Genomic DNA, 21,157 nt, shown 5'->3' on the forward strand with positions numbered 1-21,157 from the left:
TAGAACTACATGAATATCATCAAACACAAGTAACTGCCCAGATCGGACTGAGTTATACGTACCATATTTCTGCAAATAGACTGCGTTCAACCAACAGTACTGCTCGGCAGAAGAACATTTTTCATCATCATTAAAAGACCTCCATTTTCTGGAATTTTCAACTAGTGAAGTTTTTCGTTCTGCCTCATTATTACCAACTAAAGCCATACCCTTGCAATCCGCTTCACAGTGCGGAAGCAACAGCTTTTGTTCGCCATCGCTATCGATGTCAATTTATTGCTGAACACTTTTTTCAAGCCAATTTCGTGTTTTGGACTGGCGGCAGGAAAGTAACAAAAACATTAATAAATAACAAAGTTTTTTATTTTAGACTGCAAAAAACAAAGCCTGCGAAATGCGGGCTTTGTCTTAGCGATTAACTTGCTACTCAGTTGCCGCTTGTTGTATTGGTGCAGTTAAATGTTGCCTTAAAAAACTATCCATCGCCTGAAATGTTTCCAGCCGGTGGCTGTTGGTGCTGAGGTAATGATCGCCGTCTTCGAGTTCAATATACTGCACGTCTTTATCATGCTTGCGTAACGCTTTGTACAGATCACGACTTTGATTGACCCGCACACTACGATCATCCGTGCCATGAATTAACAACACCGGCAGGTTAAATTGGCGGGCAAAGGTTAATGGCGAGCGCTGCTCTAACACGTCAAAATCATCGCCTATTTGTTTTTTTACAATTTCATAGTTGGTAAAGCCACGTTGGGCTTTCACTAAGGCTTCCAGATCGCTGACTCCGGCAAAGCTTACAGCACACTGGTATAGCTCTGGCGTTTTTATTGCGCCCATCAGCGCGGCATAGCCACCATAACTGGCACCGACAATACAAATACGTTTAGCATCGGCAATACCTTTACTGATTAGCCAACGGGTGCCATCTTCGACGTCATCCTGCATTTGTGCGCCCCAGCCCTGTAAGCCCATTTGCATAAAATCGAAACCATAACCGTATGAGCCGCGAAAGTTCATTTGCAACACGGCGTAACCACGATTGGCAAAAAACTGCGTCCAGTAATCAAAACCATCATCGTCAAATGAAATAGGGCCGCCGTGCGGGAAAATAATTGTTGGCAGCGGGCCTTGCGTGTACCCGAGCGGCGTGGTTAAAAAGCCCTCGATCGTCAGGCCATCGCGGGCTTGATAGCTGATAGTCTGTTTAGCTACCATCTGCTCAGGCGGTAACTGGGCAAACTTGGCGGTTAAGTATTCCAGGCTTTTGGCTTTGCGATCGCCGAGCAAGTAAATGCCGGCATTGGTTTGGCTGCTGCTTAACACGATATAGCGGTTTTGATCTTGGCTCATGCTGATTATGCTGTTTTCAGCGTCTGGTAATGCCTTATCCAAAGCGCGCTGAAAGGCGCGATACTTTTCGTCAATATACTCATCGGCAATAGCGATGATCTTGTTATCTTGCCAGGAGTAGCTGATGTCAGCCGGCACGTCATAATTGGCATCAGCCTTGACTAATTGTAACGCTAAGTCGGTACTACTCAGGTCAACTTTAAAAATAGCTTTGCGACCATCATGGTAGGCAGAAACATAAAGCATATTCGGATCGGTATCAAAACCAATCGGCCAGATAGCCTGCTCGGAAAATACTTCGAACTGCCACAGCAGCCGAAACTCATTACTTTCAGCCAGCCGTTGCTTGATTTGAAACTGTTTGTCTTCTCGAAATACCGCGATGCGTGGGGTATGGCTGCGGTCCGCCACCCAATCAATCAGGTTTTCCCGGCTATGCGCAACGACTTCAGCAATTTCACCGGCCAGGTTAATTTTCACCACACTGGTGCCCATGCCATAATTCAACCCGTCCAGCGCCAGCAAAAAATGCTCTTCATCTTCAGGCATTAAAGCAACAATTTCGGATTGAAACTGAGGCGTGCGCACTAACTTGCGTTGTAACTGACCTCTTACAGCATTATAGTTTTTGCCGGTGTTAACATCGACCACCACCAGCCTTGTTTCCGTAACCGGAGTGCCATAGCGGTGTGATGCATAAGCCGCTTTAACCAACAGCTGGCGGTTATTAGCCCATACAACCGAGAAAATATTCAGTTCACGGGTATCGGCTTTCATCAAAAACTTCTGTTCGCCGCTTTCAAGATCAACCAGTTTTAGCAACACCAGCTGCTCTTTGTCGGTTTCCAGCCGTTGGATCATCGACAGTTTATTGCCATCAGGAGACAGTTTAAGCATGTCAATGGCGGGTGCACTGGCAAAAGCTTCGACCGGCAACTGTCCAGCGTAAACAGTGCTACTTAACAAGGCGCCAATTAATAACGCCCGCACAAAAAGTGAGTTCAAAGTTAACGTTCCTGTTATAAGTATTTTCACCGCAGCAAGGTAGCAAAATGCTTGCATACTGGCAAAATATTTCACAGCTGTTAACAGTAAAAACAAAGCCCGCACGAGGCGGGCTTTAACATAACAGGACCTTCTGTTATTTAGCTTTGCGGCTGGACAAAATCGTCCATTAAAATTAAGCCAACATCAGCTGTAAGGCCTTCGCCATCACGCGCTATCGCAGTGTAAATGCTGTTGGCTTCCAGTGTTAGTGTTACCGGGCCAATGGCGGCAGTTTTGCTACCTGCAGGAGTTACCGTTACTACATAATCACCGGCAGCTAATGATACATAACCGGTCTCAGCTTTAAACGGTACATCGGCAAAAGCTGGTGTAGCTTCGCTGATGTCCTCGGTTGCTGTGACGTAGATGTCTACGTTACCGGCCAGCGTAGAGCCGTGCACGATACGCACCTGTGCTTCGGTGGCAATGCGGCGTGGCATATCAGCTAACACCAGCGGCTCGACGGTATCTTCACCTAACGAACCCACGGCCAACACGCTGTAGAAGGCACCGGCTTCCAGTGTTAAGTCGGCATCTATTACTACTACGCTGTTATCAGCGTCAGCTGCAACTTTAACGTTGTAAGTGTCTGGAGCCACTTCAGCGTAATCGGTAAAGTCTGGGAAAGCCAACGCATCTACCAGTGTAATGGCATCGTTAACAATCACATCGACCGCTGGCGCGTCTGACACGTTATGTACTACACGCACTGACGAAGTAGCATTAACATCCAGAATGTTCAGCTCACTGCCATCCTGCCCTACTGCTAGCAAATAAATTGGCGACTCGCCCGAGTAACGGGTATCTACTGCCGCAACGACTAAATCAGTACCGGCGGTTGACAGGTCAAGTGTACCACTATCAAACACCACAGTATCTGTACCTGGCAGGGCTACCCTTACCTGATATTCACCCGGGTCGACTTCAACGTACTCTGTTGAGTCTTTATACATCAGCGTTGCCAATGGCGTGCCGAGCTCTGCGTCAGGCGCTGTGACGTGAATATCCACTTCCGGTGCAGTCGAGGCAGCATGTACTACCTGCAAGCGGATTTTACCTTCTGCCACATCATCAACAGTACCTGTTACTACGATTGGCTCTAAGGTTTCTTCAGCTACTTTACCCACGGCAAATACCGTGTAGCGAACCGCTTCTTCCAGCGTTAAATCTAATGGGCCTATTACAGTGGCAGTTTCGTCAGCAGGCAGTATGGCGTCAACCGCTACACTGTAGGTAGCAGGCGGCAGTGACAGTACATCAGACGCCTCACCAAATGGCAGGCCTTCAATGACCGCTTCGCCGTTAGCTAATACGTTTACGTCAGGTGCGTCAAGAGAGGTATGCACCACTTGCACGCTGGCATTCACTACCGTTGGTGGCGGAGGTGGCGGTGGTGGTGACGGCAATGGATCTGAGTCATCATCCAAAAAACAGCCGGCCAATGACAGCGACAGTACTGCAGGTAAAGCAAAGATTTTTATTCCTTTCATTGTTGAAACCCTTCAGTTTGTGGATTGCTGAAGTGTTACGACAATGAAATTATGCCGGATCAGGAAAATAACTTGCTAAAAAGTGGAGAAATTACTGCAAAAATTAGACTGATCCATATTGCACAGACTGACGTTTATGCAAAGTTTAACTAACAACATGTGCCGGTTTAGGTAAAAAGGGCAATAATAACGACGCGCGCCAGCCTTGCATAAACTCTGGCACCGGCAGCAGGGCACGCTGCTGGTCAGACACCCGCCAACACCAGTTTAAGTATTCATTTAGCTGTCTTTTCACCGCCATAAACTCGGCCGGGATCTGCTGCGCCGCTGCCGCCGTTTTAATGGCTTTGCTTAGCTGCTCTGTGGTTTCCTTATAGCCGGCAAAGTCGTGCTGATGATAAAAGCGCTGTGGACATTGCTCTATCGGTAAGGCCTTGGCCTCACTGATAAGCTCTACCAGGGTTTTGGCATGCCGGCGGATTTCCCGTGGCGGTAAGCCAGGCACATTTAATAAACTTTCGGCCGTTGCCGGGCGGCGTTTTGCCAGCTCAACCAGCTGGATGTCTTTTAATATCAGCCCCAGCGCTAAGTCTTTCTCTACCGCGTAGTTATAGCGCCAGGCGGTTAATTCTCTCAGCACTGCCAGCTCGCGCGGGCTAAGCTGCCAGCTGTTTTTAATTTCCAGATATTTAAATGCCAGTGGTAGTTGCTGGCTTCGACGACTAATCAGCTGCTCACCTTCTTGCAGCAGCAACACCTGATGCTCTGCTGGCAGCAACTGGCACAGTTTGTCATACAACGGGTACAAAAAGTGTACGTCGTTGGCCGCATAGCGTAATTGGGTTTCGCTCAGTGGCCGCGCCAACCAGTCCGTGCGCGACTCACTTTTATCCAGCACTTCACCACTTAACTGCTCTACCAGCCTTGCGTAGCCCACACTGGCGCCCCAGCCCAATAGCTCTGCGGCGAGCTGGGTGTCAAACAACGGGCTGATCTGATTAATGCCAATAGTGGCCAGGGCATCTAAATCTTCACTGCAAGAATGTAATAATTTCACTACCGCCGTATTGGCACACAACTTCTGTAATGGCTGCCAGTCGGTGATCATAATTGGATCAACTAATGCCAGTGTCTTACCATCAAACAATTGAATTAAGCCAAGCTTTGGCAAAAAGGTGCTTTGGCGAATAAACTCAGTGTCCAGCGCCAACAGTTTACTGCCTACCACTTGTTGGCAATATGCCGCCAGTGCCTGATTATCTGTGATTAACGAAGTCATGCCTTACCTGTAATACCCTGGCTGAAATAAAAAAACCGGCATTAAAGCCGGTTTTCGTCTTACTCAGCGTTAGCCGCGTAGCTCTCGGCGTAAAATCTTACCCACATTGGTTTTGGGTAATTCTGTGCGGAATTCTACCAGTTTAGGCACTTTATAGCCCGTTAAATGTTGCCGGCAATGCTGGATCACTTCCTGCTCGGTCAGGCTGGCGTCCTTCTTCACCACAAATACTTTCACGGCCTCGCCGGTAGCCTCGTTTGGCACACCCACGGCTGCCACTTCCAGTACTTTGTCGCTCATGGCCACGACTTCTTCTATTTCGTTCGGATAGACATTAAAACCCGACACTAAAATCATGTCTTTTTTCCGGTCTACAATATAGAAAAAGCCTTCCTCGTCCATACGGGCAATATCGCCAGTGTATAGCCAGCCATCTTTTAGCACCTTGTCGGTTTCTTCCGGCCGGTTTAAGTAGCCCAACATCACTTGTGGGCCCTTTACCAGCATTTCGCCGGGTTCACCTGCGGGCACATCATTGCCCTCTTCATCAACCAGACGAATATCAGTTGACGGTGCAGGTAAGCCAATGCTGCCGTTAAAGCTATCCAAATCATAGGGGCTTACCGTAACCAGTGGGCAGCACTCAGTTAAGCCGTAACCTTCAACCAATCTGGTGCCAGTCACTTTTTGCCAGCGCTCGGCAACCGGCCGTTGTACTGCCATACCACCGCCTAAGGATAACTTTAGCGTACTAAAGTTCAATTCGCTAAAGCCTGGGGTATTCAGTAAGCCGTTAAACAGCGTATTAACACCGGTAATGGCAGTAAACGGGAATTTCGCCAGCTCTTTAACAAAACCGGGCATATCGCGCGGATTAGTAATCAGCAGGTTGGTACCGCCGTATTTAAAGAAGGTAAAGAAGTTCGCTGTTAAGGCGAAGATATGATACAGCGGCAGCGCGGTGACCACATACTCACAGCCTTTGACAAAAAAGCTGTCTAAACAGCCCGTAACTTGCTCCAGGTTACCCACCATATTGCGGTGCGTTAACATGGCGCCCTTCGACACCCCGGTCGTGCCGCCGGTATATTGTAAAAAGGCGATATCACTGCCCTGCAGCTGTGGCTTAGTGTAAGACTGGCCTGCGCCCTGCTTTACTGCGTCATTAAAGCGAACAAACTTACGCAATGTATAAGCCGGTACCAGCTTCTTAACGTGCCGTACCACCAAATTGACAATGCTGCCTTTAACAAAGCCCAGCCTGTCGCCCATGGTGGTTAAGATAACATGCTCAAGCTTCACTTTACTTTCAATAGCCTGCAAAGTGTGCGCGAAGTTTTCCACAATAACAATAGCTTTGGCTTTAGAGTCATTAAGCTGATGTTCCAGCTCACGCGGCGTATATAGCGGGTTCACATTCACCACCACACAGCCGGCACGCAGCACCCCCATTAATGCGATAGGGTATTGCAGCAGGTTTGGCATCATAATGGCAACTGCATCGCCTTTTTTCAGCCCCAGTGTGCTTTGCAGGTAAGCGGCAAAAGCGGTACTTTGCTGGTCCAGTTCGCGGTAGCTGATACTTTTACCCATATTGATAAAAGCGGTTTTATCCGGATACTGCGCAATGCTTTGTTCAAAAATATCTAATAATGACGGGTAATGATCGGCATTTATTTCTGCAGGTACGCCTGACGGGTAACGTTTTAACCAAACTCTATCCACCGTCCTCTCCTCTTGTCTAAGGTTATTATTTTATAGATATAAAACCATGCCGGCGCAATCTGCTGCTGCGCTTATATTTTACAGCGGGTTCTATTTGAGTTATTACTCTAACGGCTAATCATCCCACAATTGCTTTGTTAACACAATTGCGCTCAATGCTGCTGCGGTTTGATAAACTTCAGCGTCATTCTGTCGCTCTCACCGATAGACAGATACTTCTGACGATCCTCTTGCCCCATCGCCAATGTTGGCGGCAGTGCATAAACGCCTTTGGGATAATCTTTTGTGTCTTTCGGGTTGGCGTTTATCTCACTGCTTTGTAGCAGTTGAAATCCCGCGCGTTCTGCCGCTGCAATAACATAGGCTTCATCCAGATAGCCTTCTACGGCAGAGCTGGAGATATCAGACAACCTGGCAGCTCTGTGCTCCACCATGCCCAGAACGCCACCAGGTTTTAACGCCTGAAACAGGCTTTGCAGCGTGGCAAATAAATGGCCGCTTTCATTCCATATATGGGCATTACGAAAAGTCAGTACCATATCAAACTGCTCTGTCACGGCCGGTGAAAATAAAGGCGGTTCAAGTTCTATAAGTGCAGGGGAACCAAAATAGTCACTGTTATCGGCCAGCCGCTGCGCCAAACGTTCACTGACTCTTGCCCAAAAAATACTGCGTTCATCTTTTAAGGTACCATCATTATGACGAAACTGTGCCAGTGTTAACTGGCCCTGGTCCTTTAAATAGGGGGCGAGTATTTCAGTGTACCAGCCGTGAGCAGGCCACACTTCCAGTACAGACATCTGTGGGGTGATACCAAAAAACTGTAAGGTCGCAACCGGATTACGGTAAACATTACGTGCTCTGTTCTGAGTACTACGTTGCTCGCTGTCAGCCAGTTGTTGCAAAAGCATAGTATCCGGCTCTGCTGCTACGCTCACGCCACTTAGGCAGAAGCATGTTAATAAAATGGCTGAGATAACTGTCTTTGTTTTCGTTATTAGTGACATAAAATACACCTTACTGATTACTTACGATTGTCTTGCGCTTGCCGGTACGCTGACAGCGGCAATTTTTTCATCCTTATTCCGACCTTTTCGATTGTTCAGATTTCATTCAGTTCCATGTGCCGCGGTTAAATAAACGACTTCTGGTGATATTAAGCCTGAGAATTTAGTTTTCCATCGACAGCGGTTTGTTTAGTTCAGGCTATAAAGTACACTAGCTCACCAGAACATCAAGCAAATTTGAGGTAAGGCTTTATGCGCCGTCATTTGTTATCCCTGTCATTATTTATCGCCCCGGCTTTAGCGCTGGCTGCACCGAAAAATATTATTTATATGATTGGCGATGGCATGGGCCCGTCTTACCTGTCGGCCTACCGTTATTACAGTGATGACAAAACCACAACCGAAGTAGAAAACTCCATTTTCGACCAGCTTTGGCTGGGTATGGCGACAACATACCCGGATGACGATACTTATGTAACCGACTCTGCCGCAGGCGCTACGGCGCTGGCAACCGGAGTAAAAAGCTATAACGGTGCTATTGCTGTAAACCGCCAACATGTACCCATTGGCACCATGATGCAACTGGCCAAAACGCTGGGCAAAGCTAATGGCATTGTCGCCAGCTCACAAATAAACCACGCTACGCCAGCGTCGTTTTTGGCGCATAACAAAAGCCGGCGTAACTACGATGCCATTGCCGATATGTATCTGGATTATCGCATTAATGGCAAACCAGTAGCCGACGTGATGATTGGCGGCGGCACTAAGTATTTTGTCCGTGAAGACAGAAACCTGGTTAACGAGTTTAGGCAATTAGGGTATCAGTACACCGACGACTATACCCAGCTTGACACTATTACCAAAGCACCGGCCATGATGTTACTGGCTGAAACCGCGTTACCGGCTAAATTGAACAGCGGCTTTGATGCCATGCTGGCCCCGCTGACTGAAAAAGCTTTGGCGCTGTTATCGCCTGCCAAGAAAGGCTTTGTATTAATGGTAGAAGGCAGCCAGATTGACTGGTGCGGCCACGATAACGATATCGCCTGCGCTATGGCAGAAATGGACGACTTCGCTAAAGCCATAGCCGTCGCCAAAGCTTATGTCGATACACATCCTGACACTTTACTGGTCATTACCGCCGACCACGAAACCGGCGGCTTATCCTTAGGCGCCGCAGGTGAATACCAATGGTTACCCGACGTAGTACGCAAAGTAAAAGCCACCGGCAGAAGTATTGCCAAACAACTTAAACAAGCTGAATCAGATAACGCGGCATTAGCGCTGTGGACAGAACTCACTTCCATCAGTCTGACCGAAGAAGAGCAAGCCAGCCTACTGGCCACCCGTCAGCAAGACGAAACGGCACTGCGCAAGCTGTCTAATCAGTTAGTGGCAAAATATTCCTACACCGGCTGGACCACCGGCGGCCACACTGCTGCTGATGTAGCAGTACTGGCATACGGTAAAGGGGCTAAAGATTTTGCTGGCTTTCAGGACAATACCCAGATCGCGAAAAAGCTGATGCAGATGATTCAGCAAACCAAATAACGCTTTAATGTAAGAGGTTTGACTATGCGCCTGATTTGCTGCGTTTTGATGCTACTGACGCTGGTGGGTTGTAACCGCAATGAAGTAGGTGATGTGTCGTTAGGCGTTTTTACCACCAAAGACATTAAAATTGATGCCTTTAGCGATCCTATTGTTACCGGCGTGACGTGCCATGTATCCAGTGTTGAGGCCAACCTCGACCTGGCCGATCCGTCAGACAGCTCCATTGCTTGCCGGCAAACCGGCCCTATTACCGCTGAGATGATTGCGCAAATCGATAAGAGCAAAAATGGTGAAGTGTTGTTTACCAAGTCCAAAAGCATCTTCTTTAAAAGCATGAAGATACGCCGCATTTATGATGCACAAAACCAGACGCTGATGTATTTGTCTTACGCTACCAAAGAAACCTCCGGCAGCTTTAAACACAGCCTGTCTACCGTGCCGCTATGGGGAACAGAGGCGTACAGCGTAGCAAAAGCACAAGATAATTAGCATATAACGCTGGCTACTAAAGCTACTGCTCTGTGATAGAAAAGAAAAAGGGCTAGCCTTACGGCTAGCCCTTTTTATAGTGTCAAACCGCTTAGCGATATGCTTCCGGGCTTGGGCAGGAACAGATTAGGTTACGGTCGCCGTATACATCATCAATACGGGTTACCGTTGGCCAGAACTTGTTTTCTGCCACAAATTTTGCTGGGAAAGCCGCGTACTGACGCTCGTAGGCGCGATCCCACGCCGGATCGAAAATATCTTCCATCGTGTGTGGAGCATAGGCCAGTGGGTTGTTGTCCACTGTCCACTCGCCAGCTTCTACCTTAGCAATTTCAGCGCGGATGGTGCTCATTGCTTCGATAAACTTGTCCAGCTCGGCTTTGCTTTCAGATTCTGTTGGCTCAATCATTAGCGTGCCGGCTACCGGGAAGCTCATCGTGGGCGAGTGGTAACCAAAGTCCATTAAACGCTTGGCAATGTCCATCTCGGTAATGCCGCTGGCTTCTTTTAGCGGGCGAATGTCGATAATACATTCGTGTGCTACCCGGCCGTTGGTGCCGCGGTACAGTACCGGGAATAACGGGTCGAGTTTTTTCGCCATATAGTTCGCATTCAAAATGGCATACTCGGTAGCTTGCTTTAAGCCTTCACCACCCATCATGGCAATATACATCCAGCTGATAGGCAGTATACCCGCGCTGCCAAAGGGTGCTGCGGCTACCGCACCGTTAGTACGGCCAGTGCCTTCAATACCCACCACCGCATGGTTTGGCAGGAATGGCGCTAAATGGCTTTTCACGCCAATTGGGCCCATGCCCGGGCCGCCGCCACCGTGTGGAATACAGAAGGTTTTGTGCAGGTTTAAGTGCGATACGTCTGAGCCGATAAAGCCTGGCGAGGTTAACCCCACCTGAGCGTTCATGTTGGCACCGTCCATATACACCTGGCCGCCGTAGCTGTGAATAATGTCACACAGCTCCTGGATGCTCTCTTCAAATACGCCGTGCGTCGACGGGTAAGTGACCATGATGGCCGCTAAGCGATCGCCTACTTCAGCTGCTTTGGCTTTTAAGTCGGCCATGTCGATATTGCCCGACTTGTCACAGTCTACCAATACCACGTCGTAGCTGGTCATAGCAGCCGTGGCCGGGTTAGTACCGTGCGCCGATACCGGAATTAAACAGATGTTACGATGGCCTTCGCCACGGCTTTCGTGGTACTTACGAATGGCAACCATACCAGCGTATTCGCCCTGTGCGCCCGAGTTAGGCTGCATAGAGATATTGTCATAGCCGGTGATGTTAATTAGCCAGTCGCCCAGCTCGTTAATCATTTCGTAGTAACCATCGGCCTGATCGCGTGGTACAAAGGGGTGCAATGACGCAAATTCCGGCCAGGTGATCGGGATCATCTCAGCCGTCGCGTTTAGCTTCATGGTGCACGAGCCTAATGAGATCATCGAATGGTTAAGTGCTAAGTCTTTGTTTTCCAGCTTTTTGATATAACGCAGCATCTCAGTCTCGCTGTGATACTGGTTAAACACCGGGTGGCCCAGCACGCTGTCGGTACGGGCTAAATCGGCTGGAATAGACTGGCTGCCTTCGCTGACGATAACACTGTCCAGTGCATCAACGGTTAAACCGTGGCCAGCGCCAAGCACAATATCAAACAGCTCAGCGATATCGGCTTTGCTGGTCGCTTCATGGAAACTTACCGCCAACACTTCAGCCATGTCGGTACGCAGGTTAACACCGGCCGCTAAGGCACGGTTTATCACCTCAGCGCGGTTAGTCACTTTAAAAGTAATGGTATCGAACCAGTGGCTGTTCACTACAGCGACATTTTTGGCTTTTAAGCCGGCAGCAAAAATATCAGCATTGCGGTGAATGCGCTCGGCGATATTCTTCAGACCCTGCGGGCCGTGGTAAACGGCGTAGAACGAGGCGATATTGGCCAGCAGTACCTGGGCGGTACAAATGTTTGAGTTGGCTTTCTCGCGGCGGATATGCTGCTCGCGGGTTTGCATCGCCATACGCAGCGCGCTATTGCCACGGCGGTCTTTCGACACACCAATAATGCGACCCGGCATAGAGCGTTTGTAAGCATCGCGGGTAGCAAAGAATGCCGCGTGTGGGCCACCGTAGGCCATAGGCACACCAAAACGCTGGGCGCTGCCCAACACTACGTCGGCACCTAACTGGCCAGGCGCTTTTAACAGCATCAGCGCCATAGGATCAGTGGCTACGGCAACTATGGCTTTTTTCGCCTGCAACGCGGCAATTAAGGCGCTGTCGTTACGAATATCGCCATTAGTTGACGGGTATTGCAATAAGGCACCAAACACATCGTGCGTGTCAGCTTCTGCCGCTTTGCCCACTACAATGTCAAAACCAAACATTTCGGCGCGGGTTTTTACCACGTCGATGGTTTGCGGATGTACATCGTCGCTGATGAAATACAGATTAGACTTGCTCTTGGTGACCCGTTTTGCCAATGCCATGGCTTCAGCAGCTGCTGTTGCTTCATCCAGTAATGACGCGCTGGCCAGCTCCATACCGGTTAAATCCAGCGTTAACTGCTGAAAGTTTAACAGCGATTCTAACCGGCCCTGAGCAATTTCCGGCTGGTATGGCGTGTAAGCCGTGTACCAACCCGGGTTTTCCAGCACATTACGCAGGATCACATTCGGCGTTAACGTCGGGTGATAACCCATACCAATGTAAGATTTAAACATCTTATTTTTGCTGGCCACGCGCTTTAACTTAGCCAGCGCATCGGCTTCCGTCATCGCCGGGCCAGTGGCCAAAGGCTTAGGTAAACGAATGCCAGCCGGCACTGTTTGTGCAATCAGCGTTTCCATGCTGTCTACGCCCAGCTCGCTTAACATAGCGGCAGTTTCGGCTGCATCCGGGCCGATGTGGCGCTGAATAAATTCTTCGTGGTTCGCAAGTTGCGACAGGGTTTTCACAGCGGAGTTGGTCATGCCTTGAATGTCCTGGTAATGTTTGGTTGCTACTAACGTTAAGCCCCGTGATTTAGTTGGCACGGGGCTTACACAGCGGGTGACTATTTATTACTCGTCGATAGAGTTTTTGTAGCCTTCGGCGTCTAACAGCGCTGACAGCTCGGCTTCATCAGCAATTTTAATTTTAAACATCCAGCCATCTTCGTATGGGCTGTTATTTACCAGCTCTGGCGAATCAACCAGCGCCTCGTTAACTTCAACAATTTCGCCCGACAATGGTGCATAAATATCTGAAGCGGCTTTAACTGACTCTGCAACCGCACAGTCATCGCCCTGATTCACACTGTCACCAACTTCCGGCAGTTCAACAAACACCATGTCACCCAATAAACCCTGGGCGTGTTCGGTAATACCAACGGTATAAACACCGTTACCCTCATCACGGGCCCACTCGTGGCTGCTGGCGTATTTTAAATTGTTAGGAATTGAGCTCATTGTTTAATCCTTAGCTGGCGTGTTCTTGTTAGTTTAGTTGTACGTTAATTAATCAGTTTAGATGACTTTTTTGCCCATGCGCACAAAGGCAGGCTTAACCACCTTTACCGGCACCATCTTACCGCGAATATCTACCTCGGCGCTGTCGCCGGTGCTGGCGGGCACCCGTGCCATGGCAATGCTAAAGCCCAGTGTGGGCGAGAACGTGCCAGAGGTAATAACCCCCTCACCACCTTCAACCACGACGCGCTGGCCATGGCGCAGTACGCCCTTGGCCTCCATTACCAGGCCGACCAGTTTGTCAGTACCTGCCACTTTTTGCTGCTCCAGCGCGCTGCGGCCAATAAAATTACGGTCTTCCGGTGCCCAGGCAATAGTCCAGCCCATATTTGCCGCCAGCGGTGATACGGTTTCGTCCATATCCTGACCATACAGGTTCATACCTGCTTCTAAACGCAGCGTATCCCGCGCACCTAAACCGGCCGGCGCTACGCCAGCATCTAATAATTTTTGCCAGAAAGCGGCGGCTTGCTCGTTTGGCAAGGCAATTTCATAACCATCTTCACCGGTGTAACCTGTGGTAGCGATAAACAGTTCACCGGCTTGCACACCAAAGAACGGCTTCATACCGGCAACGGCGGCTTGCTGCTCTGCCGTTAATAAGGTCGCCACTTTGGCTTTGGCATTGGGGCCTTGCACCGCAATCATGGCAAACTCAGGCCGCTCAGCGACAGTAACGTTAAAGGCTGCAGCTTCTTTGCTGATATGGGCTAAATCTTTTTCACGGGTGGCCGAGTTAACCACCAGACGGAAGAAGTCTTCCTGCAGAAAATAAACAATCAAGTCGTCAATCACACCGCCAGCTTCATTCAACATGCCACTGTACAGCGCCTTGCCCGGCACAGTCAGTTTAGCAACATCGTTAGCCAGCAAATAACGCAAAAAGGCGCGGGTATTGGCGCCTTTTAAATCTACAATCGTCATGTGAGAAACGTCGAACATGCCGGCGTCGCGGCGTACCGCGTGATGTTCTTCAATTTGAGAGCCGTAATTGATAGGCATATCCCAGCCGAAGAAGTCGACCATTTTGGCACCGGCTTCCAGGTGTTTGCCATGTAACGCAGTTTGATTAGCCATTGTTATGTCCTGCTTAATGTAAGGCCCGCTTGCGCTGTAAAGCGTTACTGCTGAACATTCTGAATATCCATACAGTTAAAGCGGATAAAAAGGCAACCGGATTATAACGCAAGGCTGTGCTGGCAAACAGCCCCTGATTAATTAGTTTTTGTAATGCGACAACGTCTATTACTAAAAAAACTAACCTAAGCTAAACGGGCGCTTTTACCAGCCGGCCGGGCTATTTTCGGCAGGTCACCACTGTTCCCAAGGGCTGCAGCGATGATTTTACTTTTTAACCAGGGTAATTCGTTAACACCACTCATGCCGACAGCTCGTACCAGTTTCAGCAGCGGCTGGGCATTACTGAAACCACGTTTAAAAGCTTCCATTGTCACGATCAGTGTTTGCGCCTCAGCTTTGCGCCAGCGCTCGTAACGCCTAAGCAGCCGCGGCTCGGCTATGTCGTGGCCCTGCGCCAACGCCTCTGAGATTAGTTCTGCTAATGCAGCAACATCCATCAGGCCTAAATTCATCCCCTGCCCGGCCAGCGGATGTATGCTGTGCGCCGCATCCGCCACCAGTACAATACGACCACGCAGCCAGCTTGTGGCATAGCGCATACGAAGTGCAAAGGCATTGGGGGTGTTATCAAGTTTAAGCAGCCCCAGCACACTGTTGCTGGCCGCAGTGAGCGCCTGGCTAAAGGCGCCCGCGTCCAATGCTAATAGCTCAGTGGCGCGTTCTGGCGTGCAGCTCCAGACAATAGAGCATTTATGCTGCCCCGGCAGTGGTAGCAGTGCTAACGGACCTGTAGGTAAAAACACCTGGCGGGCACAATTGTTATGCGCATGCTCTGTGGTAATAGTGGTCACTATAGCTTGCTGCTCGTAATCCCAGTGCGTAAGTGGTAACTGGGCATCACGACGCACTCGCGAGTTTACGCCATCTGCACCGACCAAAAGGCGGCTTAAAATCAGTTGCTGCTGGTTTATATTTACCAGCACATCGCGCTCGCTTTGCACCAGGCTGTTAATGGTGCAATTAAACACACAGTGTACATTGCTATGCGTCTTAAGCTGCTGATAAAGCGCATGACGAATTTGCTCGTTATCACAAATAAAACCCAGCTGCGCCTGAAGCTCGGTGGCGGCATCAAACTCAATGCGGGCAAAGCTGTCAGCATCCCAAACGTGCATCGCATCGTAAGGCTGGGCACTTTGCGCAAGGGCCGGCCAGGCACCCAGGGTTTGCAGTAGCCGCACCGAGGCTAAATTAAGCGCACTTACCCGCTGATAGTCTGCGCTGCGCGGCTCCGGTGCTGCACCTTGCTCCAGCAGCATAATGTTAAGGCCGCTAGGCGCCAGCAAGAGTGCCAGAGTTAAACCGGCACTGCCAGCACCCACTATAGTAATATCTACATTGTGCATTTAGCTGCGAAACCCCATTGCCTGCTCGGCCAAGGGCCGTTTTAATTCATCACATAATGTCATGGCCAGAAGGCCCAGGTTCCGCCCCAATGCGACTGCACGTGAACGGTTAGAAAACAGCCGCACCAGGGCATCGGTACCGGTGCTCACCCGCTTAATGTCCTGTTGCCTGGCTTGCTGATAACCGCGCAGCATAGCATAGCCACCAATATCCTCTGGATAGTGCTGAACCTGCCGCAATAACTCTGCAATATCCCTAAGCGCCAGGTTAAAGCCCTGGCCTGCGATAGGGTGTAGGTTATGCAGACTATTACCCAGTAGCGCCACCCGATGACGCACTATATCGCCGGTTAAACGTAAACTCAGCGGATAACAGGCGCGCTTACCCACAGCGCTGAACACACCGGCACGATAGCCAAAAGCCTGCTGGACGTGTTGTAAAAACGCGGCATCGTCCAGCTGCATTAAGCGGTCGACATCGGCATCCTCTGCGGTATACACCAACGAATAGCGCTGTTTCGGCAGTGGTAGCAAAGCTATTGGGCCATGCTCGGTAAAGCGCTCGTACGCGGTGTGCTGATGCGCTCCTTCAAGTGCCAGGTTGGCAATAATGGCATGCTGGCCGTACATCTGCTGCGTTACGCTAAAACCGGCTAGCTGGCGGCTGGGTGACAAACCACCCTCGGCAATCACCAGCAGATGGGTACTCAACGTGCGGCCGTCACTTAATTGCAATTGCTGCTGGTGCAAGCCCGGCGTAATAGCACTAATGGAGGCAGGCGCGAAATAACTGATATTTTTCAGCGCACTAAGCTTGTTAGCTAGCAGCGCGCCTAAATGTTCCACCTCAACCACATAGCCCAGTGCCGGTTGCTGATACTCGTCGGCACTTAAGTGGGTTTTCCCAAAATGGCCGCGGTCTGACACCTTAATCTGCCCGATAGCGCAGCTATGTGCGCTAAGCTCACGCCACAGCCCCCAACTATTTAGCAACTCAGCGCTACCGGCAGCCAATGCTATGCTGCGGCTATCAAAGCTAACCGGGCTAATCGTATTGGCTTGCTGCTCGATAATGGCTAGTTTCAATGTGGGCATCGTCTGACTCAAGGCATATGCCAGGGTGCTACCGGCCATACCACCGCCGGTGATAACAATATCGAATAGCGCTGAGTCGAACAGCTCAGCGTCGGTTGAAGGGCTTGCAGCTAGTGTCATCAATGCAGTGTCTTATTACTGACCGGACGGGCACTGAATTTCTGCCCCACCTCGGTGTAACAGGCCAGTACCATCATACGAATGTGCTCCAGCACCAAAAAGTAGGCTTCATCATTTTCTTCTGCACTGCCATCGTCGGTGGTATGAATATCAATACGCGTGACTTCGGTTAGCTGATCAAGTGCTTCGCGCACGTCTGCCGACACCAGCGACAAATCGGTTTGCTGCACAGCAAAACCCACCAAAAATGCCTGCGTCCACTCCACCATCGCATCTAAGCGCTCTGGCAAGCTGTCATCGTCACTGGGTAGCAACAAGGAAAAACTAAAATCATTTTTCGCCAGCGCCGCTGCGGTACTGTCAATCAGACTGGTGACCTGTTGCTTTAATTCGACAGGCAGGGCCTGGCCATCATTGAGAAAATCATGCAATACCGGCAGTAGCTGCTGTGCGTCTGGTTCGACACCAGCACTTAACAGCCCGGCAATCAGGCCGTGCACCTCTGCAGCAGAGGCCATCACATAGGCCTGATCCAGTTTGTACATCCACTCATCGTAGCTCAGTAAAAAAGGGCTGCTCATATAACCATTCGTGCTGTGTTTAACTGGCTTTATGCTACCACCGCAGCGAAAAAGCGCCAACTTTAGCCGCAGAAAAACTGCGCCAGCGCAAAGCGTAAACAAAAGTTGCTGCAAAACCATGCAACTAGCAAAGCTTGCGGCAAAAGCAGTGCCGCCAGCCCTATACAGCGCCGCACGCAGTGTTATACTTAGTGCCGTTCTCTGAGTTGTTGGTGATCAGGTGGATGTCCCTGAGCCGATACTTGTTTTAAAAAAGGGTTTCTTCTGCGCTGCCAGTGTGCAAGCCCGGCCCGTACCGGGAAGCCTTAGGCAGCCATCTGACTCCCGCCTTGAACCTATGGTTCAAGGGCTAACACCAGACACGGCAATTTGGAGAACCTCTTTTATTTACCCGTCAATGCGGCATACTGTGGCCTGTTTCCGGTTAACAGCACCAGCTTATGACTTTATCGCTTAATAATCGTCAGCAACTACGGGTGCTGATACGCCAACGGCGCAAACAATTAACGCCAAATCAGCAGCAACTCGCAGCAACACAATTAGTGCAGCAGGTATTGGCATTGCCACAGTTGCAGCACAAACAACACATAGCGCTGTATTTAGCCAACGACGGTGAGCTAGATCCCTACCCGCTGATGCAAGCGTTGTGGCAGCAGGGAAAACAGTTGTACTTGCCGGTATTGCACCCCTTTACTGCCGGTTATCTGCTATTTATACACTACACGCCAGACACCCTGCTTTACCCCAACCGCTTTGGTATACCCGAGCCCTTGCCAGAATGTCACCGCATACTTCCGCTAAATCAACTTGAGCTTATTTTTACCCCGCTGGTGGCCTTTGATAAAGCCGGCAACCGGTTGGGTATGGGCGGCGGCTTTTATGACCGAACCCTGGCGCAACTGCCCCAAAATAGCCCATGTGAGGTGATTGGTTTGGCACATAGTTGCCAACAGGTGGAGGCGGTGCCCACCGAAGCCTGGGATATACCGCTAAAGCAAATTATTACACCCGAGCAGCGGTTCTCATTCTTTTGATGCTACCTGCCTGATGCGCAAAAGCAGGCCAGAAACGCAATCTGGTCGTCACAGAGTGTCTGAGCCCTGCCGTAGGCACAAGGGCGAGTTGCTGTGACGAGCCAGAGGGCGTATTGTGGCCGGCAATTTCACCGCCGAGCATTCGTGCAACTGTTTTCACCTTTTTCTGCTTTTGCCCTTTTGTCGGCAACCCCTTTCGATATAATATCCATCTGTATGGCTAAACCGATTTGGATCAGTAATGACACAAGATGAAATGAAAAAAAATGCCGCCTGGGCAGCTTTGCAGTATGTACCGCGTAATACCGTAGTAGGCGTTGGTACCGGCTCAACGGTAAATCATTTTATCGATGCCCTGGCCAGCATTAAGCATGAAATTAAAGGCGCAGTATCCAGCTCGGTGCAATCTACCGAGAAGCTTAAAGCTTTGGGTATTGATGTACTGGATCTCAACAGCATCGACAGCTTTAGTGTTTACGTAGACGGTGCTGACGAAATTAATGGCCAAAAGCACATGATCAAAGGCGGTGGCGCTGCCCTTACCCGCGAGAAAATTGTTGCTGCTGTTGCCGACCGGTTTATTTGTATTGTCGATCAGAGCAAACAGGTGGAGGTGCTGGGCAAGTTTGCTCTGCCGGTTGAAGTTATCCCGATGGCGTCAGCATATGTATCACGTGAGCTAACAAAATTAGGCGGCAGGCCGGTGCTGCGCCAGGGCGTGACTACCGACAACGGCAACGTAATTTTAGATGTGCACGATTTGGCCATTACCGAGCCACTTAAGCTGGAGCAGCAGATCAACAATATCGTTGGTGTGGTGTGTAACGGCATTTTTGCGCATCGCGGCGCCGATATGGTGCTGGTAGGCAGCGTTGAAGGCACCAAAGTCATTGAATAAAGTCGGATAACCGCAAAACGTGAAGCAGTAACAGCAGGGCCCACGAAAATACAACAAGAATAATAAAACCTAACTGAATTTATTTTTAATTTAATGAAGAGAGTGACATGGAAAAATTTTCGCTGGCCAAAGACAAAATAAAAATATTGCTGCTGGAAGGCCTGCACCAAAGTGCAGTACAAAGCTTTAAAAACCAGGGCTACAGCAATATCGAGTATTTAAAAACCTCACTGCCAGAAGACGAACTAATCGAGCGCATTAAAGATGTGCACTTTATCGGTATTCGTTCACGCACCCAATTAACCGAAAAAGTGTTGGATGCCGCCGGCAAATTAGTAGCTATTGGCTGTTTTTGTATCGGCACTAATCAGGTCGACTTAGACGCTGCGTTAAAACGGGCGATACCGGTGTTTAATGCGCCGTTTTCTAACACCCGCTCGGTAGCCGAGCTGGTATTGGGCGAAATTATTATGCTGCTGCGCGGTATTCCGCAGCGCTCTGCCGCCGCACATCGTGGCGAGTGGCAAAAAACCGCCAATAACTCGTTTGAAGCGCGCGGTAAAACCCTGGGTATTATCGGTTATGGTCATATCGGCACCCAGCTTAGCATCATGGCCGAAAACATTGGCATGCGTGTGCAGTTTTACGATATTGAAGACAAGCTGGTGCTGGGTAACGCCACCCAGGTCGACTTTGGCACCCTACTCAAAACGTCTGATGTCATCACCTTGCATGTGCCGGAAACGCCACAAACCAAAAATATGATTGGCGAGGCCGAACTTGAGCTGATGAAGCCCGGCAGCATTTTAATTAATGCCTCGCGCGGCACCGTGGTCGATATCGATGCGTTAACCGAAGCACTGCGCAGTAAAAAGCTGGCCGGTGCGGCGATAGACGTGTTCCCGGTTGAGCCTAAAGGTAACGATGAAGAATTTATCTCGCCACTGCGTGAGTTCGACAATGTGATCTTAACGCCACACATTGGCGGCTCAACCCAGGAAGCACAGGAAAATATCGGCTTTGAAGTGGCCGGCAAGCTGGTAAAATACAGCGACAACGGCTCTACCCTGTCGGCGGTTAACTTCCCGGAAGTGTCTCTGCCAGAGCATAAAGGCCGCTCACGCTTGCTGCATATTCATAAAAACCAGCCGGGTGTGCTGACCAAGATTAACGAAGCCTTTGCCAAGCACAATATCAACATCGCCGGTCAGTACCTGCAAACCAATGCCGATATTGGTTATGTGGTGATTGATATCGACTCAGACGATGTAGAGCAGGCGCTTAACGAGTTAAAAGCCATTCCGGGTACATTGCGCGCCCGCGTACTGCACTAAGCTATTACCACTAAAGTAAAAGCCCGCAACTGCGGGCTTTTTTATTCACTTAGTCAGGACACCGGCTGCGAATCGCTTTGCCCTAAGCCAACCGTTGCAGACCAGGATGGTCGAATCGAGCCCCCAGGGATGGGTTTACGGCGTG

The 21,157-nt window shown here is 49.9% G+C and carries 16 protein-coding genes and 1 other RNA gene; 6 read left to right on the plus strand and 11 right to left on the minus strand.

The genetic code is table 11. The features are described 5' to 3' along the window. Positions 1 to 423 precede the first annotated feature (423 nt). From ABGI61_RS07375 to ABGI61_RS07395, 5 genes are all read right to left on the minus strand, one after another. Positions 424 to 2,358, minus strand: coding sequence for an alpha/beta hydrolase family protein (locus ABGI61_RS07375; protein WP_347599165.1), 1,935 nt, complete (start codon positions 2,356 to 2,358; stop codon positions 424 to 426). Positions 2,359 to 2,498: 140 nt separating this feature from the next. Then, entirely contained in the window at positions 2,499 to 3,890 is a 1,392-nt protein-coding gene (locus tag ABGI61_RS07380; protein ID WP_347599167.1) for a DUF4397 domain-containing protein, read from the minus strand. A 145-nt stretch (positions 3,891 to 4,035) separates the two neighbouring features. Beyond that, positions 4,036 to 5,169: a ribonuclease D gene (gene rnd, locus ABGI61_RS07385; RefSeq protein WP_347599170.1), complete on the minus strand. Its 1,134-nt coding sequence runs from the start codon at positions 5,167 to 5,169 to the stop codon at positions 4,036 to 4,038. Positions 5,170 to 5,238: 69 nt separating this feature from the next. After that, positions 5,239 to 6,894, minus strand: coding sequence for a long-chain-fatty-acid--CoA ligase FadD (gene fadD, locus ABGI61_RS07390; protein ID WP_347599173.1), 1,656 nt, complete (start codon positions 6,892 to 6,894; stop codon positions 5,239 to 5,241). Positions 6,895 to 7,046: 152 nt separating this feature from the next. Beyond that, positions 7,047 to 7,805, minus strand: coding sequence for a class I SAM-dependent methyltransferase (locus ABGI61_RS07395; RefSeq protein WP_347599176.1), 759 nt, complete (start codon positions 7,803 to 7,805; stop codon positions 7,047 to 7,049). 348 nt (positions 7,806 to 8,153) lie between these two features. On the opposite strand from ABGI61_RS07395, the gene ABGI61_RS07400 reads away from it, so the two are divergent. Together ABGI61_RS07400 and ABGI61_RS07405 are read left to right on the plus strand one after the other, a co-directional pair. Then, entirely contained in the window at positions 8,154 to 9,452 is a 1,299-nt protein-coding gene (locus ABGI61_RS07400) for an alkaline phosphatase (protein WP_347599179.1), read from the plus strand. A gap of 24 nt (positions 9,453 to 9,476) precedes the next feature. After that, positions 9,477 to 9,944 carry a CreA family protein gene (locus ABGI61_RS07405; protein WP_347599182.1) on the plus strand — a complete coding sequence of 156 codons (468 nt, stop codon included), beginning with the start codon at positions 9,477 to 9,479 and terminating at the stop codon, positions 9,942 to 9,944. Between the two features lie 91 nt (positions 9,945 to 10,035). On the opposite strand, the gene gcvP is transcribed toward ABGI61_RS07405, so the two are convergent. From gcvP to ABGI61_RS07435, 6 genes are all read right to left on the minus strand, one after another. After that, positions 10,036 to 12,927 (minus strand): aminomethyl-transferring glycine dehydrogenase, encoded by a 2,892-nt coding sequence (gene gcvP / locus ABGI61_RS07410; protein ID WP_347599185.1) that lies wholly within the window; start codon positions 12,925 to 12,927, stop codon positions 10,036 to 10,038. Between the two features lie 90 nt (positions 12,928 to 13,017). Beyond that, complete coding sequence (gcvH, locus tag ABGI61_RS07415) at positions 13,018 to 13,404, minus strand: glycine cleavage system protein GcvH (protein ID WP_347599188.1); 387 nt, start codon at positions 13,402 to 13,404, stop codon at positions 13,018 to 13,020. 57 nt (positions 13,405 to 13,461) lie between these two features. Beyond that, positions 13,462 to 14,541, minus strand: coding sequence for a glycine cleavage system aminomethyltransferase GcvT (gcvT, locus tag ABGI61_RS07420; RefSeq protein WP_347599191.1), 1,080 nt, complete (start codon positions 14,539 to 14,541; stop codon positions 13,462 to 13,464). Between the two features lie 185 nt (positions 14,542 to 14,726). Then, positions 14,727 to 15,950: an FAD-dependent monooxygenase gene (locus tag ABGI61_RS07425; protein WP_347599194.1), complete on the minus strand. Its 1,224-nt coding sequence runs from the start codon at positions 15,948 to 15,950 to the stop codon at positions 14,727 to 14,729. Continuing rightward, positions 15,951 to 17,165: a 2-octaprenyl-6-methoxyphenyl hydroxylase gene (gene ubiH, locus ABGI61_RS07430; protein ID WP_347599197.1), complete on the minus strand. Its 1,215-nt coding sequence runs from the start codon at positions 17,163 to 17,165 to the stop codon at positions 15,951 to 15,953. After that, positions 17,165 to 17,746: a UPF0149 family protein gene (locus ABGI61_RS07435; protein ID WP_347599200.1), complete on the minus strand. Its 582-nt coding sequence runs from the start codon at positions 17,744 to 17,746 to the stop codon at positions 17,165 to 17,167. The genes ubiH and ABGI61_RS07435 overlap by 1 nt, the downstream gene beginning before the upstream one ends. A gap of 195 nt (positions 17,747 to 17,941) precedes the next feature. On the opposite strand from ABGI61_RS07435, the gene ssrS reads away from it, so the two are divergent. The 4 genes from ssrS (at position 17,942) to serA (ending at position 21,012) form a co-directional block, all read left to right on the plus strand. Continuing rightward, positions 17,942 to 18,126: non-coding RNA, 6S RNA (gene ssrS / locus ABGI61_RS07440), on the plus strand. Between the two features lie 60 nt (positions 18,127 to 18,186). Beyond that, entirely contained in the window at positions 18,187 to 18,780 is a 594-nt protein-coding gene (locus tag ABGI61_RS07445; RefSeq protein ID WP_347599203.1) for a 5-formyltetrahydrofolate cyclo-ligase, read from the plus strand. A gap of 241 nt (positions 18,781 to 19,021) precedes the next feature. Further along, the gene (gene rpiA, locus ABGI61_RS07450; protein ID WP_347599206.1) at positions 19,022 to 19,678 is read left to right on the plus strand and encodes a ribose-5-phosphate isomerase RpiA; all 657 of its coding nucleotides are present in this window, start codon (positions 19,022 to 19,024) and stop codon (positions 19,676 to 19,678) included. A gap of 107 nt (positions 19,679 to 19,785) precedes the next feature. Beyond that, entirely contained in the window at positions 19,786 to 21,012 is a 1,227-nt protein-coding gene (gene serA, locus ABGI61_RS07455; RefSeq protein WP_347599209.1) for a phosphoglycerate dehydrogenase, read from the plus strand. Positions 21,013 to 21,157: the final 145 nt, after the last annotated feature.

The organism is Rheinheimera fenheensis (assembly GCF_039871805.1).
Lineage (GTDB): Bacteria > Pseudomonadota > Gammaproteobacteria > Enterobacterales > Alteromonadaceae > Alishewanella > Alishewanella fenheensis.

What these genes read in the sequence shown, in the direction of transcription:
- ABGI61_RS07380 (WP_347599167.1), bottom strand. Translation starts at nt 3,890, where the DNA reads ATGAAAGGAATAAAAATCTTTGCTTTACCTGCAGTACTGTCGCTGTCA.
- rnd (WP_347599170.1), bottom strand. Translation starts at nt 5,169, where the DNA reads ATGACTTCGTTAATCACAGATAATCAGGCACTGGCGGCATATTGCCAA.
- ABGI61_RS07395 (WP_347599176.1), bottom strand. Translation starts at nt 7,805, where the DNA reads ATGCTTTTGCAACAACTGGCTGACAGCGAGCAACGTAGTACTCAGAAC.
- ABGI61_RS07400 (WP_347599179.1), top strand. Translation starts at nt 8,154, where the DNA reads ATGCGCCGTCATTTGTTATCCCTGTCATTATTTATCGCCCCGGCTTTA.
- ABGI61_RS07405 (WP_347599182.1), top strand. Translation starts at nt 9,477, where the DNA reads ATGCGCCTGATTTGCTGCGTTTTGATGCTACTGACGCTGGTGGGTTGT.
- gcvP (WP_347599185.1), bottom strand. Translation starts at nt 12,927, where the DNA reads ATGACCAACTCCGCTGTGAAAACCCTGTCGCAACTTGCGAACCACGAA.
- gcvH (WP_347599188.1), bottom strand. Translation starts at nt 13,404, where the DNA reads ATGAGCTCAATTCCTAACAATTTAAAATACGCCAGCAGCCACGAGTGG.
- gcvT (WP_347599191.1), bottom strand. Translation starts at nt 14,541, where the DNA reads ATGGCTAATCAAACTGCGTTACATGGCAAACACCTGGAAGCCGGTGCC.
- ABGI61_RS07425 (WP_347599194.1), bottom strand. Translation starts at nt 15,950, where the DNA reads ATGCACAATGTAGATATTACTATAGTGGGTGCTGGCAGTGCCGGTTTA.
- ubiH (WP_347599197.1), bottom strand. Translation starts at nt 17,165, where the DNA reads ATGACACTAGCTGCAAGCCCTTCAACCGACGCTGAGCTGTTCGACTCA.
- ABGI61_RS07435 (WP_347599200.1), bottom strand. Translation starts at nt 17,746, where the DNA reads ATGAGCAGCCCTTTTTTACTGAGCTACGATGAGTGGATGTACAAACTG.
- ABGI61_RS07445 (WP_347599203.1), top strand. Translation starts at nt 18,187, where the DNA reads ATGACTTTATCGCTTAATAATCGTCAGCAACTACGGGTGCTGATACGC.
- rpiA (WP_347599206.1), top strand. Translation starts at nt 19,022, where the DNA reads ATGACACAAGATGAAATGAAAAAAAATGCCGCCTGGGCAGCTTTGCAG.
- serA (WP_347599209.1), top strand. Translation starts at nt 19,786, where the DNA reads ATGGAAAAATTTTCGCTGGCCAAAGACAAAATAAAAATATTGCTGCTG.